The sequence below is a fragment of the Streptomyces sp. NPDC059852 genome, assembly GCF_042731455.1.
GTDB lineage: Bacteria > Actinomycetota > Actinomycetes > Streptomycetales > Streptomycetaceae > Streptomyces.
In genome coordinates this window covers 103,737-120,299 of sequence record NZ_JBHWJK010000004.1, presented here as the reverse complement: position 1 = coordinate 120,299, position 16,563 = coordinate 103,737, and the positions used below count along the sequence as shown (strand labels likewise).

Below are 16,563 nucleotides of genomic sequence, written 5' to 3'. Positions count from 1 at the left end.
GCCTACGGACTCAGCCGGCACGCACCAGGCCCTCGTCGTCCCGGGGCGGGCTGCTCGCCAGAGCCCCGGGCAGCGCGCGGCGGGAATTGATCCCCAGCTTCGTGTACACCTTCCGCAGATGCCACTCCACGGTGTGCGGGCTGATGAACAGCTCCGCGCCGATCTTCGCGTTCGTCATGCCCTCGGCGGCGAGCGTGGCCACCTGCGACTCCTGGGGGGTGAGCACGCTGGTCACCGCGGCCTCCCGCGCCCTGACGTGTTCCCCGGTGGCGAGCAGCTCGCGGCGGGCCCGCTCCGCGAAGGCCTGCGCCCGCATGCCGTCGAACATCTCGTGTGCCTTACGCAGGTGCTCGCGGGCCAGCGATCGCTGGTGGGTACGGCGCAGCCACTCGCCGTACAGCAGATGACTGCGGGCCACCTCCACGGTGACGCCGCCGCGCTCGAACTCCACGATCGCCGTACGGTACAGGCGGTCGGCCTCGTCGCCGTCGGCGAGAAGAGCCTGACTACGCGCACTGGCGCCGCGGGCCCAGCCGGAGTCGGCCGCGCGGGTGAGATCCGTCAGCCGCTCCAGCGAAGCCCTGGCCTGGTCCAGCTCACCGGACCGCACGGCGGCCTCGACGTGCTCGACCAGGGACAGGCCGACGAAGTTGAACCCGTCGTGCTCGATGGCGGTACGCGCGGCCTCCAGGGCCTCCTCGTACCGTGCCAGACCGTTGTACAGCACTCCCTGGATGTAGCCCATGGCGCCCAGCAGGGACACCTCGCCCCGCTGGTCGGCCCGCTGCCTGGCCTCCTCGATGATGCCGGAGGCGACGTCCGCCTCACCCCGCCAGGCGGCCAGGACCAGCGTCGCGTACTTGTGCGGCGCGTGTCCGGTCGCGGCGGCCAGGGCGTCGGCCTCGTCGATCATCCTGGCCGCCTCGGCGAAGTCGCCGTAGTGGATGTGCACTCCACCGGCGTAGATGAGGGCCGGCGGCAGTGCGCCGAGCGCGCCGATGTCACGTGCCAGGCGCACCGCGCGATTGGACAGGACGTCCCACGCGTGCAGGTCCCAGGCGTAGTGGATGAACGCCTCCAGTGCCACCGGTACGAGCAGGAGCCAGCGCACGGTGGCCTCGCGTGTGCGCAGTTCTTCGGTGGCCAGCAGTTCCAGGGCGCCCCGCAGGGCCGGCACACCGGTCTCGTACCCGTCCGTCAGGAGCGCGGCCACACCCTCCAGGAGCAGGTCGGCGGCGCCGGAGCCGGAAGGCGGTGCGCCGGACGCACGGGCGGCGATAGCGGCGGCGCGCGCCCCGGCGGGGCCGTGTACCCGGCCCGCGAAGATGGTGGCACCGATCGCCTCCAGGTACGTCTCCCGGGCCAGCGGCGAACCGGCGGCGGTGAACTGCGCAGCCGCGTCGAGGAGCAGGGGCGCCGCCTCGTCGCTGCGGCTGCGGGCGAAGAGGATCCTGGCCCGCAGCCGTGCCAGGCGAGCGCGGTCCAGCGAGCTCAGGGGACACAGTTCGGCCACTGTGGCGAGCTCCGTGGCCCGGTCGGGCGCCGCGGCCGAGAAGTATGCCTCCGCTGCCGCCAGGGCGCGGCGTCCACGTGGCCGGCGATCCGGTGTCACCTCGGCCGCGCGTTCCAGCAGTACCGCCTCGGCCGCGATTCCGCCGCGCTGCCGGGCGCGGCCGGCCGCGCGTTCCAGTCCCGCGGCGACCTCCTCGTCCGGTCCGTCCGCGGCCTGGGCGGCGTGCCAGGCGCGCCGGTCGGGGTCCAGGACCGGGTCCGTGGCGGCGGCCAGGGCCCGGTGCACCGACCGGCGTGCTTCGGGTGTGGCTTGGTGGTAGACCGCTGAACGGACCAGTGGGTGCCGGAACCGGATGGACTCGCCCAATTCGATCAGACCGGCGACCTTGGCCGGAGCTGTGAAGGGGGTGATCCTGAGTATGGCGGCCGCGCGGGCGAGCAGCCCGGCGTCACCGACCGGTTCCGCCGCGGCGATCAGCAGCAGCGTCCGCGTCGCCTCCGGCAGCGCCCCGAGCCGCTGGGCGAAGTCCCGCTCGATCCGGCTCGCGACCGGGCCCTGGACGATCGGGTGACCGGACGAGTCCAGGCCGTAAGCCAGTTCGGCGGCACTGCGGCCTCTGGAGAACTCCAGCAGAGCGAGCGGATTGCCGTGCATCTCGGCCACGAACCGGTCCCGGATCCGCTTCTCCAGTCGCCCGCCGACAGCGGTTTCCAGGAGTTCCCCCGCGGCGGTGGCGTCGAGGCCGTCGATGCGCAGGGGCGGCAGACCGGTCAGGGCCTCCCGTCCTTCGGGGTCACGCACCGCGAACACCATCGCGACCGCCTCCGCGAGGAGTCTCCTCGCGACGAACTCCAGCGTCTGCAGGGAGACCTGGTCCAGCCACTGCGCGTCGTCGATCAGCACGAGCACCGGTCGCGCCTCCGAGGCGCGGGTGAGGAGCGTGAGCACGGCGAGACCGACCAGGAACCGGTCGGGCGGATCACCTGCCGCCATGCCGAACGCCACGCGCAGGGCTTCCCGTTGGGGTGCCGGCAGGTCGTCCAGCTTGTCGAGGAACGGCGCGCACAGTTGGTGCAGGCTCGCGTAGGGCAGCTCCATGTCCGCCTCGATGCCCTGCGCGCGCGTCACCTTCGTCCATGACGCCTGCGCGGCCAGGTACTGCAGCAGCACCGTCTTCCCGATGCCCGCTTCGCCGCGGATCACCAGCACGCGGGACCCACCTTCGCCCAGGCCTGCCAGGAGATCGTCGAGTGCCTCGCACTCGCGATGCCGGCCGACCAGGTCCGGAAGCGGGCTGGCGATCATGCGCGTGGCTCCTCATGTGCTCCGGGGACGGCGAACTCCCGCATCGAATGCCGGGGAACAATCCCTTTCACGATACCCGGAGCACAGAGCACACCTTGTGTCCATACCTTGTGGCACACTCCACATGTGAGATGGTGCCAAGGTTGTCACACGGGACCCCGCAAGTCGGTCGGTCCTCTCGTACGACCGAGGCGGCGAGGGTCTAGCCTCGGCCACCGCGCCGGGCGGCCGGCATGTCCGGGAGGTGCCGGGACGCCCATCCGGCCAGCTCGGTGAGGATGGGCATCAGAGCCGTCCCGTCCGGAGTGAGGCGGTAGCGCACCGTGACGGGCGGGCCGGGCTCCACCTCGCGATGCGCGAGACCGGCGGCGGACAGCTCGGAAAGCCGTTCCGAGAGGACCGAGTCACTGATGCCCTCCACCGCGCGCCGCAACTCGGCGAAGCCCAGGGGTCCGTGCTGGAGGGTGGCCAGGATGACGCCGTTCCACCGCTTGCCGAGAAAGCTGAACGCCTTGGTCAGCGCACCGTCACAAGCCGCCGGATGGTGCTGCTCCGCCTCCGCGCCGTCCGCGTCGCCCGGTCGAGTGCCCTTCGCCTTCTCCATGCCCTCAGGGTAACCGGGTGCTACCCTGCCCAAGGTCGCTCTGTTTTTCCTAGCGACCAGGCTTATCGTAGCTACTCCCCCATAACGAGCAACCGAGCCAGGAGCATCCCCATGTCCGTTTCCGGACCCCTCCCCCGCATCCCCGCCGAGGCCGGCGCCGCGCTCTTCACCGACGCCCGCACCGCGTACTCCTTCGCCGACACGCCGGTCGACGACGCGACGCTCACCAGCATCTGGGAGCTCGCCCGCTGGGCACCGACCGCCGCGAACACCCAGCCGCTGCGCGTCCTGTACGTCCGTACGGCCGAGGGCAAGGAGCGCCTGCTGCCGCACCTCGACGAAGGAAACCGGCCGAAGTCGGCCTCGGCGCCCGTCGTCGCGGTCCTCGCCGTGGACCACCGCTTCCACGAGCACCTCCCGCACGTCCTGCCCATCCGCCCGGAGATGAAGGAGTTCTTCGAGGGCGAGCCCGCCCAGCGTGAGGCCATCACCTCGTTCAACGGACCGCTTCAAGCCGGATACTTCATCCTCGCCGTCCGCGCCCTCGGCCTGGCCGCGGGTCCGATGGCCGGCTTCGACCCGGCCGGGATCGACAAGGAGTTCTTCGCCGACGGCGACTGGCACTCCATCCTGGTCGTCAACATCGGCCACCCGGCCGGACCTCCGGCGTTCGACCGCATGCCGCGGCTGGCCCACGAGCACGCCCTCGACTGGGCCTGACCCCCGGCAGGCGCGAGAGCCGCACCGTCACAGGACCGGCAACAGGGACAGCAGGCGGAGGTTGGTGTCGCTCTCCGTCCCGGGCGTCGCGGTGTAGACCACGAGCCGCTGGCCGTGGTCCGGATCGATCAGCGTCTGGCAGTGCAGCTCGAGTGTTCCGACCTGTGGGTGCACGAAGCGTTTGGAGGCGCAGTACGGTCCCAGTACGGGGCGTTGCCGCCACAGGTCGGCGAACTCGGGACTCTCCCGCTTCAGGGCGTCCACGAGCGCGGCGGCACCGGAGTCGTCCCCGTCGTGGGAGAAGGCGCTGTGGAGGTCGGCCACCATGAGACGGCTCTGCTCGGCGTGATCGCTCTCGGGGCGGACCAAACGGGCGGCAGGGTCCGTGAACCAGCGGTAGTGGGCACTGCGGGCCAGTCCCGTGTAGGCCGTCTGGTCACCCAGCAGGGCCAGCGCGGGGCGTGTCTGGCTCAGTGTCTCGCCCAGGTGGTTCAGCACCTGGGCGGGAGTGTCCTCCAGCCGGTCCAGGATGCGCATCATCCCGGGGGCGACGTGATCGCCGCGCCGCACACGGCTCGGCATGGCGTAACCGGCGAGCCGGAAGAGGAGATCGCGTTCCTCAAGTGACAGGCGCAGGCCGCGGGCCATCGCCGTGAGCATCTGCTCGGAGGGGTGCGGGCCTCGTGGCTGCTCCAGCCGGCTGTAGTAGTCCACCGACATGTCGCACAGCGCCGCGACCTCCTCCCGGCGCAGCCCTCCGGTACGCCTGCGGCGGCCGCGGGGCAACCCGAGGTCCTCGGGCTGGAGGGCCTCGCGGCGTGCCCGCAGGAAAGCGGCCAGCGCCGCGCGGTCTGCCATGGTCGTCCTTTCGCAGGGGCCGTGCCGCCCCGTCGGGGAGTGCTGCCGGGACGGCACGGTGGATCAATGAGGTGAACGTGGTATCCGGGGCGCGTCATTCCCGGCGAACAGTGTGTTGTGCCCGGACACGTCGGTACGGTGCGTCAGCGTGTGATCGCCTTGGTCTCCAGGAACTCCTCGAGGCCCGCACGGCCCATCTCCCGGCCGTTGCCGGACTGCTTGTATCCGCCGAACGGTGCCTGGAAGTTGTGCGGGCCGCCGTTGACGTCCACCTGGCCGACACGCAGGCGCATGGCGATCGCCATGGCATGGTCCTCTGCTCCGGTCACCGCGGCGTTGAGCCCGTAGATCGTGCCGTTGGCGATCTCGACGGCGTCATTGTCGTCGGTGTAGGGGATGACGACGAGGACGGGGCCGAAGATCTCCTCCTGGGCGATGACCGACTCGGGTGCGACGTCGGAGAAGATCGTGGGCCTGACGTAGGCGCCGGTCTCGAACCCCTCGGGTCGGCCGGGGCCGCCCGTCACGAGGGTGGCGCCGTCGGCGATGCCGCGGCGGATGTAGTCGTCGACGCGTCGGCGCTGAGTCTCCGAGGCCAGGGGTCCGATCCGCGTGGCCTCGTCGGCCGGGTCACCGACCACGTACTCCCGGGCAGCGGTCCGGAGCCTGTCGACCACGGCCGTCTGAAGGTCCTCGGGCACGAGCATGCGTACGTAGGCACCGCAGGCCTGGCCGGCGTTGGACCAGGCGAACGCGAGTCCGCGGGTGACGGCGGAGTCGAGGTCGGCCCCGGGAAGGATGATGTGGGCCGCCTTGCCCCCCAGTTCGAGGGCGACGCGCTTCACCGTGGCGGAGGCGGCGCTGGAGACGCTCTTGCCGGCCCGGGTGGATCCGGTGAAGGAGATCATGTCGATCTTCGGATGGCGGGACAGGGCCTCACCGACTACCGGGCCGGTCCCCTGCACCACGTTGAACACACCGTTCGGCAGCCCGGCCTCCGTGGCGATCTCCGCGAACATCCGGGCGCTGAGGGGTGACATCTCCGAGGGCTTGAGGACGACACTGTTGCCCGCCAGCATCGCCGGGACCACCTTCGTCACCAGTTGCTGCAGCGGGAAGTTCCACGGGGTGATGGCGCCCACGACTCCGATGGGCTCGCGGACGACGAGCGAGTTCTCGACCGTCTCGCTCCACTCGAACCGCTCGGCCGCGGCGATCGCGGCCAGGGTGGACGCGACCGGGAATCCGACCTGCGCCTGCCGGGAGAAGGCGATGGGGGCGCCCATCTCCAGGGTGATGGTGGCCGCCAGTTCCTCGCTCCGATTCTGCAGGCCCTCGGCCAGGCGTCGCATGACGTCCGCACGGTACCGCGGAGACGTCGAGGACCATCCGGGGAAGGCAGCGACCGCGGCGTCGACTGCCGCGTCCACGTCCGCGGCGGTGGCCTCGTGGAGGTGGGCGATGACCGATTCGTCGGCGGGGTTCACCACGTCGATCAACGGTCCGGAGCCGGTGACGGCACGGCCGTCGATCCAGTGGGAGGGAGTCGGAAAGGGCATCCTAGGGCTGTCGTTCATGTCGCCCAGCGAACACCGCGCGGTGCGGGACATCCATGTCCTCCCGGGCCCATGATCGGGGTCACAGAACCGTGCGCGCGAGGCACCGCCCCGGGACGTCGCGGCTGCGGCGCCGGGCGCCGCCCCGCGCTCCCGGACCTCACCACGAGGACGCGGCCGGCCGGTCGCCGGGGCCGTCCAGACGCGTTTGCCCGAGGGCGTCCAGCGTGATCCTGCGGATCTCCAGGTCCTGGGCCGTGACGGACCCGCCGCCCCGCGCCTGCCTCTCCTGAGCACTGTCGGCGCGCGCCAGCGCGACGCGCACCGCTCGGGATACGTCATCCGCCTCACCCACCACGTAGTACATCCAGACCACGTGGGAGGCGGTGGATCGGAACGGCACGCCGATCAGCCACTTGTCGGGCTGCGCGCACCCGTGGGCCTCTGTCTCCGTGGTGTCCCGGGGGCCGGAACGGTCCATCGCGGTCAGCATGTGAGGTCGTCTCCTCTCGGCTCGCGATGCCGGGCCGGACGGGTCCGGCGCCGCGACACCGACGCGAGTGGCTGGAAAACGTTCTGCTCTCTTGATGAGACGGCTCCGCGTTCTGTGACAGCCGCCGATGACGGCCGCGGCCGCCGCCCTCTGCCCCGGCCGCACACCGTGTTGTTATGCTCACCGCGTGTGGGGGGCTGCGTGAGCGGGGACGGTTCGGGGCGGCTGCGTGGCCGGCGCCGTGAGTACGAAGTGCTGGACGGGCTGGTCTCCGAGGTGGAGGCAGGTCACAGCGCGGTACTGGTTCTGCGCGGTGATGCCGGCATCGGGAAGTCCGCCCTCCTGGATCATCTGGCGGCACGCGTCACCACGCACCGGATCGCCCGGGGAGCGGGCGCCGAGTCGGAGATGGAGCTCCCGTTCGCGGGAGTGCACCAGTTGTGCGTGCCCTTCCTCAGGCACGCCGGCTCCCTCCCGGCGCCGCAGGCGAAAGCTTTGGCCACGGCGTTCGGAGTGAGCGCGGGGCCGCCCCCCGACAGGTTCCTGGTCGGTCTGGCCGTGCTCGGGCTGCTGACCGAGGTGGCCGCGCGCCGACCGCTGTTCTGCCTCGTGGACGACGCCCAGTGGCTCGACCGGGTCTCCGCACAGACGCTGGCGTTCGTGGCGCGAAGGATGCTCGCCGAACCGCTGGCTCTGATCTTCGCCACCCGTGAGCAGCGGGGGCGCGACGATCTGGCCGGCCTGCCCGAGCTGACGCTGCACGGGCTGGACGACACCGACGCCCGCGCACTGCTGGACGCGAGCGCCGAAGGTCCGATGGACGAGCGGGTCCGGGACCGCGTCCTCGCCGAGGCCCGTGGCAATCCCCTCGCCCTGCTGGAACTTCCCCATGACCGCGTCGACGCGGAAGCGGTCGAGGGGCCCGCTCCGCACGGTCCCGGAAGGGTCACCGGCCGTATCGAGCGGAGCTACCTCGCGCGGGTCCGCTTGCTCCCGGAGCCGACGCAGCGGCTGCTGCTGGTGGCCGCCGCCGAGCCGGTCGGTGACGTGTCGCTGCTCCGTAACGCCGTCGAGCGACTGGGCGTCGACCCGGACGCGGCGGGGCCGGCGGTGACGGCGGGGCTGCTCGACGTCGGCACGCTGGTGCGTTTCCGGCATCCGCTGCTGCGCTCCGCGATCTACCGGTCGGCCGGGCTCGCGGAACTGCGGGAGGTGCACCGCGTGCTGGCCGAGACGACGGACCCCCAGCTCGATCCCGACCGCCGCGCCTGGCACCTCGCGCGGGCCACGGTCCGGCCGGACGAGGCCATCGCCGCGGAGCTGGAGTCGTCGGCCGGACGGGCGCGGGCGCGGGGCGGCACCGCCGCGGCGGCGGCGTTCCTCGCCCACGCGGCCGTACTGACGCCGCACCCGCGGCGCAAGGCGACGCGTGCCCTCGCCGCGGCTCAGGCGAAGCTGCGCGCCGGTGCGCCCGCCGCGGCGCGCGACCTGCTGGAGCTGGCACGTACCGGCACGCTCGACGAACTCGGCCGGGCCCGCGCGGATCTCGTCGAGGCCCGGATCTCCTTCGCCTCCAGCCGCGTGGACGAGGTGCTCCCCAGGCTGTTGGCCACCGCGCGACGCCTGGTCCCGCTCGATGTGGGCCTGGCCCGCGAGACGTTCCTGGACGCCCTGTCGGCCGGCATGTTCGCCGGACGCCTCGCGTCGGAGGCGCATGTACGCGAGGTGGCGGCGGTCGCGCGTGGGACGGCCCCAGCCCGCACAGGGCCGCCGCGCAACTCAGATCTGCTGCTGGACGCGCTCACCACCCGTTTCCTCGACGGGTATGGGGACGCGATCACCGTCTCGCGCGCCGCGGTACGCGCGTTCCGCCGGGAGACCGGGCCCGACGAGGTACTGCGTTGGTCGTGGGCGGCTTCGGCACTGGCGGCCGACGTGTGGGACCACGAGGGCTGGACGGAACTGGTCACCCGCCATGTGCGCACCGCCCGTTCCGTCGGCGCGCTGACCGAGTTGCCGCTCGCGCTCAATTCGCGGGTGGTCGTCCACACGACCGCCGGTGAACTGGACGCGGCGGCGTTGCTCCTCGCGGAGACCAGCCGGGTCCAGGAGTCGGTCGGCAGCGGCTTCTCGCCGTACGGCACGATGACGCTCGCCGCCTGGCAGGGCCACGCGAGCGAAGCCGCACCACTGATCAAGGCCGGCACGGAGGAGGCCCTCGGCCGCGGTGAGGGCATCGGGGTGGCCATCGCGTGCCGGGCGGAGGCCGTGCTCCTCAACGGCCTGGGCAGGTACGAGGAGGCGCTGGAAGCCGCCCTTCGGGCGAGCGGGCACCCGCAGGACCTGGTCGTGACCGGCTGGGGGCTGGTGGAGGTGGTGGAGGCCGGGGCGCGCAGCGGCCGGCTCGACGTGGCCGAGGCGGCACTGGTCCGGCTGACCCGGGACACGGACGCCGCCGCCACGGACTGGGCACTGGGCGTCCAGCAGCGCTGCCGCGCCCTGCTCAGTGACGGAACAGCGGCCGACGAGCTGTACCGGGCGGCGATCGAGCGGCTCGGCCGTACCCGGGCCGCCATGGAGACGGCCCGGGCGCGACTGCTGTACGGAGAGTGGCTGCGGCGGGAGGGCCACCGCGCCCACGCCCGAGCGCAGTTGCGGATGGCCCACGCCCTGTTCGCCCGGTTCGGCGCGCAGGCGTTCGCCGAACGCGCCCTCCGCGAACTGCGGGCCGCCGGCGAGACGGTGGCCCGCCGCGACGCCGCCACCGTGGCGCTCACGCCTCAGGAGAGCCAGATCGCGCGCCTGGCCCGGGACGGACTCACCAACTCCGAGATCGGCGCCCAGTTGTTCCTGAGCGCGCACACCGTGGAATGGCATCTGCGGAAGGTGTTCGCCAAGTTGGGCATCAACTCCCGGCGCCTGCTGAGCACCGTCCTGTGAGCGGCGCCGCCTGACCGGGTGTCAGGCCGCCCGGCGGGACGCGAGGTGGGCGTCGAACGTCCGGCGGCCGCGCAGGTACTCCCCGCGCGGCAGCAGACCGCCCGTGGTCATGGCCTTGCCGACCTTGCCCGGGAGCGTCACCGGGACCACCAGGCGGCGTCGGCCCCGCACCCGCGCGATGCGTCGCGCCATATCCACCATGTCCAGCTGGTCGGGCCCCGCGATCTCGGGTGCCATGCCCGCCGGTCCCCCGACCGCGTGCTCGACCAGCGTCTCGGCGACGTCCTGGGCGGCGACGGGCCGGGTCAGCATCCTGGGCACCACGACCACCGGTGACGCGCTGTTCAGCATCGGTTCCGGGAACTCGAAGAACTGGGTGGCGCGCACCACCGTCCACGGCACCCCTGAGGCGCGGACCAGTTGCTCCTGGGCGCGCTTGCCGAAGTAATACCCGAAGTCGACCTCGTCGCTGCCGACGATGGACAGGGTGACCAGATGTCCGACCCCGCCGGCGCGCGCGGCGGCGATCAGGTGGTCGGTCGTCCGGGAGAAGAAGTCGACGGCGGTCTTCCTTCTCGTGGTGACGATGTTCACCACGTCGATCACCGCGTCGCTGCCGGAGAGTCTCTCGGCCAGGTCCGCCCCGGTGGTGAGGTCCACGCCGTGCGAACGGGCGAGGACCACGGGTTCGTGCCCGGTGGCCCGCAACTCCGCGACCACGTACTTTCCCACCAGACCGGTTCCTCCGGCCACGGCCACCCGCATGTGCTGCCTCTTCCCGCCGACATGGTTCGTGCGCTACGCCCTGGTGACAGCACACGGGCCCCGACTGTGACACCCCCTCACCGGCCGGAGTGTCACACACGCCCGCGCCACCCGGTCACTGCGGAAGAGGGATCTGCCGGACCCCGTCCGGTCCCCGCACCTCGGCCGAGAGGAAGACCCATGATCACGCGTATCGTGACCGTCGCCGAAGGCGCACGGCTCACCCGTTCCGTCTCGATCGGCACGCACCACCTGACCGCCGACGAGCCCGAGCCCATCGGCGCCGACGAGGGTCCCACCCCGGGCGAGCTGCTGCTGGCCGCCCTGGGGTCCTGCACCTCCATGGCCGTGCGGGCTCTCGCGGACCGGCACGACTGGCCACTGGAGCGGATCGACGTGGCCGTACGGTTCGGTGAGCAAGGTGACATCGTCAAGAACGTCGGGCTGACCGGCGACCTGGAGCCCGCTCAGCGGGAGCAGTTGCTGGCGGCGGCCGGGCGCTGTCCGGTCCACCGCCTGCTGGCCCGGGAGGCGAAGATCGTCACCGTGCCCGCCCTGCTGGCGGAGCCGGAGGCGTCGCACGTCTGAGTCTGCCTTCGCCGGACGGGTCAGGGCGCCGTCGACATCGCCTCCAGCCGCACCGAGCCGATCTCCTTGCGGGAAGAGACGCCGAGTTTCACGAAGACCTTCCGCAAATGCCATTCGACGGTGTGCGGGCTGAGGAAGAGCCGCGCGCCGATCTCCGGGTTGGTGAAGCCGCCCTGCACGAGCCGGGCGATCTCGACCTCCTTCGCAGTGAGGACCGCGTTCTCCGCGGTAGCGCCGACGCGTACCTTGACGCCGACGGCCGTCAACTCACGTCGGGCGCGTTCCGCGAACGCCTCGGCCCCGGCTGCGTCGAGCATCTCGTGCGCCTCGCTCAGCCGGGTTCGCGCCTGCGCCCGTCGCCGTTCCTGGCGCAGCCACTCACCGTGCCGGAGCCGCGCGCGGGCACTGTCCATCCGGACCCCGGCCTCGTCGAGCCGCTCGATCGCTTCCCGGTGCAGGGCGTCGGCCTTCTCTCCCTCGCTCACCAGGGCGCGCGCTGCGGCGGAGGTGCCGAGCGCCCAGGGAGTGCCGCTGACCTGGGCCATCTCCTCGATCGCGCGTACGGCCTCGGCGGCCCGCTCGGTACGCCCGAGACGCACGGCCGCTTCGACGAGTTCGACCCGGGACTGGAGGGAGAGGCCCAGCTCCTGGGGGTTCTCACAGCCTCGCTCGGCCGCGGCGTAGGCCTCCTCGTACCTGCCGAGGCCGTTGTGGAGGACGGCGGCGGCCCATTGGGTGGCCGTCGCCACCTTGCCCTCGCCGCGCAGGAGTCGGTCCTGGGTAAGGGTCTCGATCGCCTGCCGGGTGGCCGACTCCCGCCCTCTGAAGGGCTCCAGGACGAGTGCGCCGTAGTGGGCGAAGAAGCTGCTGCCCGTGGCTTCGCCGATCGCGCTCGCCTCCACGGTCAGGGAGGCGGCGCCGCGCAGGTCGCCGGCGAACACCCGGTTCGACAGGCGCAGCAGGAGGGCCGAGGGCAGTACGGCGAGCGCGCCGTTGCCGCGAGCGAGGTCGACCAGCCGCGCCGACAGCTCGGACCAGGCGGCGAAGTCCCAGGTGTTGTGCGCCATGCGGCAGGCAAAGGGCAGCCAGCCCAGGCCGTCCTCCGAAGAGAGTTCCCCTTCCCGGAACGCCGCCACGGCGTCCAGGAGGATCGGCGCGCCCACCGCGTAGCCCTCGGTCACCACCCGGGCGAGACCGGTCAGGAGGCGGATCTCCCGGCTCTCGGTGCCGGTGTGACCCGGCGTGCTGAGCACCGCCTCGGCGACGTCTCGGACCCCGCCCGTGGCCAGTCGGCCCGCGGTCAGGGCCGCGTAGATCGCGTCCCGGTACGTCTGGTCGGCGAGTGCGGGGTCGAACGGCTGGAGCCGCTTCGCCGCTTCGAGCAGGAGCGGCAGTCCGGCGCTGGCGCTGTTGGCCGCCGACATGATCTGCCCGCGCAGCAGGGTGGCGCGTCCGGCTTCGACCTCGTCGAGAGGGCTCAGCTCCGCCGCGTCGACCAGTTCACGCGCGGTGTCGAAGGCGCCCGCCTGGTACTTCGCCCGCGCCGCGGCCAGTGCTCTCGTTCCGCGGCGCACCGGATCGGGGGTGAGCGCGGTGGCTCGGTCCAGGAAGGCCGCCGCCGCGGCGACACCCCCGCGGGCGTGCGCTCGCCCGGCGGAGCTCACCAGTTCGGCGGCGACGTTCTCGTCCGGGCCCGTCGCGGCACTGGCGAGGTGCCAGACTCGGCGTTCGGGATAGAGCGTGGCGTCGATCGACTCGGCCAGGGCCGCGTGCACGCGCCGGCGTTCCTCGAACCCGGCGGCGCGGTACGCCGCGGAACGCACCAGTGGGTGGCGGAAGCGGACCCAGGTGCCGAGGCTCATCAGCCCCGACGCCTCGGCTTCCGTGGCGGCGCGGTCCGCGTCGATGCCGAGGCGTTCGGCGGCGCTTCGCAGCAGGGACACATCGCCGACCGGTTCGGTGGCGGCGATGAGCAGCAACTGCTGCGTCTGCGCGTCGAGGGACCGGATGCGGCGAAGGAAGCCCGCCTCGATCTGGCTGGACAGCGGACGGCTCTCCGGTACGCCGAATTCGCCGGCCATCTCGAGGAGGGTCAGGCCGCGCGGCAGTTCCAGCAGGGCCAGCGGGTTGCCGCGCGTCTCGGCGACGATGCGGTCGCGTACCCGCTGGTCGAGCGGGCCGGTGACGACCGAGTCGAGGAGCCGGCGGGAGTCGCGCTCGCCCAGTCCGCGTACGGCGAGCTCCGGGAGGTCGGCCAGCACCTCGCGGGAGCCGGACTCGCGGACGGCCAGCACCAGCAGGACGGATTCGGCGAGCAGCCGTCGGGCGACGAACTGCAGCGTCTGGGCCGAGACGCGGTCCAACCACTGCGCGTCGTCGACCAGGCACAGCAACGGCTCGTCGCCGGCGGCGGCGGCGATCAGGCTCAATGCGGCCAGGCCGACCAGGAACCGGTCGGGAGTGTCCCCGGCCTGCATTCCGAATGCCGTGCGCAGGGCGTTGCGCTGCGGCTCGGGGATGACTTCCAGGTGGGACAGCAGGGGCGCGCAGAGCTGGTGCAGCCCGGCGTAGGGGAGTTCCATCTCGGACTGCACGCCGGCCGCTCTTACGATGCGGCACCCGGTGGCCCGGTCGAGCAGGTGGTTCAGCAGCTCGGTCTTGCCGATGCCCGCCTCACCGCGCACCACCAGCACTCCGCTGCGGCCCGCTCTGGCCTGGGCGAGGAGGTCGTCGAGGACCTTGCACTCGTCCTGCCGCCCGATGAGCTCGGTCCGTGCGCCGTCCCTCGCCATGGCAGCCTCCCGGCTGTCACGATACCCCGGCGTTTCACATTCCGTAGACCTGTCTGAAACTGATTGCCGAGGCTCGCGCGCAGACGCTCGCAACCCGGGGCTGCGGTGCCCTCGCCTGCGCTCCCGCCGTCTTCTGCCGCGTGCGCGTCTTCCCCGGCATCGCTTTCCGGCCAGAGTCCACTGGCCGGAAGCCGCCGCTACGGATCCCGCGGTGACCCGGTGCGGCGCCGGTCGATCAGGTCATCGAGCCCACGGCGACCGCCGTGCACACGAAGATCGCCAGGCCGATCGCGGTCATGGCGATCAGCGTGCCTCGCAGCCAGCGGCCGAACCGGAGGCGGTACGCCGCCTCGGCCGCGTCGAGGCGCTCCGCGATGTGCTCGGTCACCATGCGGGCGACGTACTCCTGTTCCTCCAGATACCACCGCTCCAGGTCCATCCTCTGCCCGTGGGTCAGCCCGTCGGTCTTCGCCGTGAAGGCGGACACCCGCCGTCGCGCGGCACCGAGGTGCGCCTCGCGGTACAGAAACGCCTGAATGTCGGCCAGCCCGCGAGCGGCTTGTTTGCTCGTGTTCATGAGGTACTCCCGTGACACTACGGTTGGGACGTGACGCGGCGCCGCGGTGGGCGCGGTACCGGTGGGCCGCCGCCGGTCCTCCCGGGGGCGGCGGCCCACCCGCCGCTCAGCCGGTCGCCTGCGCCGCCTCGTCGATCAGCCGGGCGACGTCGCCCGGACGCGACACGCTGACCGCGTGGGAAGCGGTGACGCGCACCACCGTGGCCTTCGCGCGCTCGGCCATGTACGTCTGCACCTGGGCCGGGATGTTGCGGTCCTCGGAGGCCACGAGAACCCAGGACGGGATGTCCTTCCACGCCGGCGCCGAGGCGCCCTCGGCGAGCGCGGAGTCGGCTACGGGCCGCTGGGTGGCCGCCATGACCGCCGTGGTCTCCTCCGGGACGTCGGCGGCGAACTGCTGGTGGAACCTGCTCTGCTCGATGTAGAGGTCCGCGGCCCGACGGCCGTCGGGGAGCGTGACCGGTACCGGGCGGAGCGTCTCCCCCAGGGTGCTGCCCGGGAACTTACCGGACAGGTCGACCGCGCTCTCGCCCTCGTCCGGCAGGAACGCCGCTACGAACACGAGAGCCTTGACGTGGTCGAGTCCCGTCGCGGCGTTGCTGATGACCGAGCCGCCGTAGGAGTGCCCGGCGAGCACCACGGGTCCGTCGATGGACTCAAGGAGCTCTCTGACGTACGCGCTGTCCTCGGTCAGCCCGCGCAGCGGATTGCTCGCGGCCACCACCGGATAGTCGTGCGACCGGAGCCTGGCGACCACGCCGTTCCAACTGGACGAGTCCGCGAACGCGCCGTGCACGAGGACGATGGTCGGTTGCTGTGCGCTCATGAGAATGGCCCTTCCGGATCAGTCGGTGCCGAGGGCTTTGCGCAGGACGTGGACCGCCTGCTCGATCGCCGCGGTGGAGGCCTGCGTTCCGCGGACCGGGTTCAGCATCATGAAGTCGTGCAGGCTGGCGTTGTAGCGGACACTCGTGGTCGGCACCCCGGCCTGGATCATCTTGCGGGCGTATGCCTCGCCCTCGTCGCGCAGCACGTCGTTCTCGTCGACCACGACGAACGCCGGAGGCAGCCCCTGGAGGTCCTCCAGGGTGGCGCGCAACGGCGAGGCCGTGATCTGGTCCCGCTCCGCCGGATTGGGGGCGTAGGCGTTCCAGAACCACTCCATGGCCTTCGCGGTCAGGTGCGGCCCGTGCGCGAAGACGCGGTAGCTCTCCGTGTCCTGCCCGGCGTCGGTGACGGGGTAGTAGAGGGACTGGTGCAGGAAGGTCACGTCGCCGCGCCGCTTGGCCATGTGGGTGAGGGCGGCGCTCATGTTGCCGCCGACGGAGTCGCCGGCGACGACCATGCGGGAGCCGTCCAGGCCCTCGTCGCCACCCTTGGTGGTGACCCACTGGGCGGTGGCGTAAGCCTGCTCGATGGCGACGGGGTACTTGGCCTCCGGGGAGCGGTCGTACTCGACGAAGACCACGGCCGCCTCCGCGCCCACGGACAGCTCTCGCACGAGACGGTCGTGGGTCCCGGCGTTTCCGAGAATCCAGCCGCCGCCGTGCACGTAGAGGATGACGGGAAGCACGCCGGTGGTTCCGGCGGGCTTGAGGATGCGCACCCGCACGTCACCGACCTCGGCGGGCACGGTGATCCACTTCTCGTCCACGTCCGGCTTCTCCACCGGACCGGACTGGACGTCGTCGAGCAGCTTGCGGGCTCCCTCGACACCGAGTTCGTACAGCAACGGCGGCTTGGCGGTGGCGTTGGCGAACTCCTGTGCGGCGGGCTCGAGAACGATGTCGCTCATGGTCTCTCCTTTGCGGTGATGAGGCTTTTGGATGCCTTTTCACCTCATGAGACCGCG

13 protein-coding genes are annotated in these 16,563 nt (G+C 72.0%); 3 read left to right on the top strand and 10 right to left on the bottom strand.

From position 1 onward, the window contains the following. Positions 1-10 precede the first annotated feature (10 nt). Positions 11-2,818, bottom strand: a complete 2,808-nt coding sequence (locus ACFV46_RS06780; RefSeq protein WP_385497257.1) for an AAA family ATPase — start codon at positions 2,816-2,818, stop codon at positions 11-13. A gap of 202 nt (positions 2,819-3,020) precedes the next feature. Continuing rightward, entirely contained in the window at positions 3,021-3,422 is a 402-nt protein-coding gene (locus ACFV46_RS06775; protein ID WP_385497256.1) for a winged helix-turn-helix transcriptional regulator, read from the bottom strand. A gap of 111 nt (positions 3,423-3,533) precedes the next feature. Here ACFV46_RS06775 and ACFV46_RS06770 point away from each other — a divergent pair, with 111 nt between their 5' ends. Continuing rightward, entirely contained in the window at positions 3,534-4,142 is a 609-nt protein-coding gene (locus ACFV46_RS06770) for a malonic semialdehyde reductase (RefSeq protein WP_006131854.1), read from the top strand. A gap of 27 nt (positions 4,143-4,169) precedes the next feature. On the opposite strand, the gene ACFV46_RS06765 is transcribed toward ACFV46_RS06770, so the two are convergent. The 3 genes from ACFV46_RS06765 to ACFV46_RS06755 all read right to left on the bottom strand — a co-directional run bounded on the left by ACFV46_RS06765 (position 4,170) and on the right by ACFV46_RS06755 (position 7,049). Further along, positions 4,170-5,000, bottom strand: a complete 831-nt coding sequence (locus tag ACFV46_RS06765) for a helix-turn-helix transcriptional regulator (protein ID WP_385497255.1) — start codon at positions 4,998-5,000, stop codon at positions 4,170-4,172. A 143-nt stretch (positions 5,001-5,143) separates the two neighbouring features. Next, positions 5,144-6,610, bottom strand: coding sequence for an aldehyde dehydrogenase family protein (locus ACFV46_RS06760; RefSeq protein WP_385497253.1), 1,467 nt, complete (start codon positions 6,608-6,610; stop codon positions 5,144-5,146). A 106-nt stretch (positions 6,611-6,716) separates the two neighbouring features. After that, positions 6,717-7,049 carry a hypothetical protein gene (locus ACFV46_RS06755; RefSeq protein ID WP_361937172.1) on the bottom strand — a complete coding sequence of 111 codons (333 nt, stop codon included), beginning with the start codon at positions 7,047-7,049 and terminating at the stop codon, positions 6,717-6,719. Positions 7,050-7,250: 201 nt separating this feature from the next. On the opposite strand from ACFV46_RS06755, the gene ACFV46_RS06750 reads away from it, so the two are divergent. Beyond that, complete coding sequence (locus ACFV46_RS06750) at positions 7,251-9,989, top strand: AAA family ATPase (protein WP_385497252.1); 2,739 nt, start codon at positions 7,251-7,253, stop codon at positions 9,987-9,989. A 21-nt stretch (positions 9,990-10,010) separates the two neighbouring features. On the opposite strand, the gene ACFV46_RS06745 is transcribed toward ACFV46_RS06750, so the two are convergent. Beyond that, positions 10,011-10,754 carry an SDR family oxidoreductase gene (locus tag ACFV46_RS06745; protein WP_385497251.1) on the bottom strand — a complete coding sequence of 248 codons (744 nt, stop codon included), beginning with the start codon at positions 10,752-10,754 and terminating at the stop codon, positions 10,011-10,013. A gap of 180 nt (positions 10,755-10,934) precedes the next feature. On the opposite strand from ACFV46_RS06745, the gene ACFV46_RS06740 reads away from it, so the two are divergent. Next, a complete protein-coding gene (locus ACFV46_RS06740; protein WP_361928707.1) occupies positions 10,935-11,342 on the top strand; it encodes an OsmC family protein in 408 nt (135 codons plus the stop codon). 20 nt (positions 11,343-11,362) lie between these two features. On the opposite strand, the gene ACFV46_RS06735 is transcribed toward ACFV46_RS06740, so the two are convergent. From ACFV46_RS06735 to ACFV46_RS06720, 4 genes are all read right to left on the bottom strand, one after another. Next, positions 11,363-14,134 (bottom strand): ATP-binding protein, encoded by a 2,772-nt coding sequence (locus tag ACFV46_RS06735; RefSeq protein ID WP_385497249.1) that lies wholly within the window; start codon positions 14,132-14,134, stop codon positions 11,363-11,365. A gap of 235 nt (positions 14,135-14,369) precedes the next feature. Next, the gene (locus ACFV46_RS06730) at positions 14,370-14,711 is read right to left on the bottom strand and encodes a hypothetical protein (RefSeq protein ID WP_385497247.1); all 342 of its coding nucleotides are present in this window, start codon (positions 14,709-14,711) and stop codon (positions 14,370-14,372) included. Between the two features lie 106 nt (positions 14,712-14,817). After that, complete coding sequence (locus ACFV46_RS06725) at positions 14,818-15,537, bottom strand: alpha/beta hydrolase (RefSeq protein ID WP_361928715.1); 720 nt, start codon at positions 15,535-15,537, stop codon at positions 14,818-14,820. A gap of 18 nt (positions 15,538-15,555) precedes the next feature. Next, positions 15,556-16,506 (bottom strand): alpha/beta hydrolase, encoded by a 951-nt coding sequence (locus ACFV46_RS06720; protein WP_385497246.1) that lies wholly within the window; start codon positions 16,504-16,506, stop codon positions 15,556-15,558. Positions 16,507-16,563 lie beyond the last annotated feature (57 nt).

Bases quoted from the DNA above. Each gene is read 5' to 3' on its own strand.
- ACFV46_RS06780 (WP_385497257.1), bottom strand. From the start codon at position 2,818: ATGATCGCCAGCCCGCTTCCGGACCTGGTCGGCCGGCATCGCGAGTGC.
- ACFV46_RS06775 (WP_385497256.1), bottom strand. From the start codon at position 3,422: ATGGAGAAGGCGAAGGGCACTCGACCGGGCGACGCGGACGGCGCGGAG.
- ACFV46_RS06770 (WP_006131854.1), top strand. From the start codon at position 3,534: ATGTCCGTTTCCGGACCCCTCCCCCGCATCCCCGCCGAGGCCGGCGCC.
- ACFV46_RS06765 (WP_385497255.1), bottom strand. From the start codon at position 5,000: ATGGCAGACCGCGCGGCGCTGGCCGCTTTCCTGCGGGCACGCCGCGAG.
- ACFV46_RS06760 (WP_385497253.1), bottom strand. From the start codon at position 6,610: ATGTCCCGCACCGCGCGGTGTTCGCTGGGCGACATGAACGACAGCCCT.
- ACFV46_RS06755 (WP_361937172.1), bottom strand. From the start codon at position 7,049: ATGCTGACCGCGATGGACCGTTCCGGCCCCCGGGACACCACGGAGACA.
- ACFV46_RS06745 (WP_385497251.1), bottom strand. From the start codon at position 10,754: ATGCGGGTGGCCGTGGCCGGAGGAACCGGTCTGGTGGGAAAGTACGTG.
- ACFV46_RS06740 (WP_361928707.1), top strand. From the start codon at position 10,935: ATGATCACGCGTATCGTGACCGTCGCCGAAGGCGCACGGCTCACCCGT.
- ACFV46_RS06735 (WP_385497249.1), bottom strand. From the start codon at position 14,134: ATGGCGAGGGACGGCGCACGGACCGAGCTCATCGGGCGGCAGGACGAG.
- ACFV46_RS06730 (WP_385497247.1), bottom strand. From the start codon at position 14,711: ATGAACACGAGCAAACAAGCCGCTCGCGGGCTGGCCGACATTCAGGCG.
- ACFV46_RS06725 (WP_361928715.1), bottom strand. From the start codon at position 15,537: ATGAGCGCACAGCAACCGACCATCGTCCTCGTGCACGGCGCGTTCGCG.
- ACFV46_RS06720 (WP_385497246.1), bottom strand. From the start codon at position 16,506: ATGAGCGACATCGTTCTCGAGCCCGCCGCACAGGAGTTCGCCAACGCC.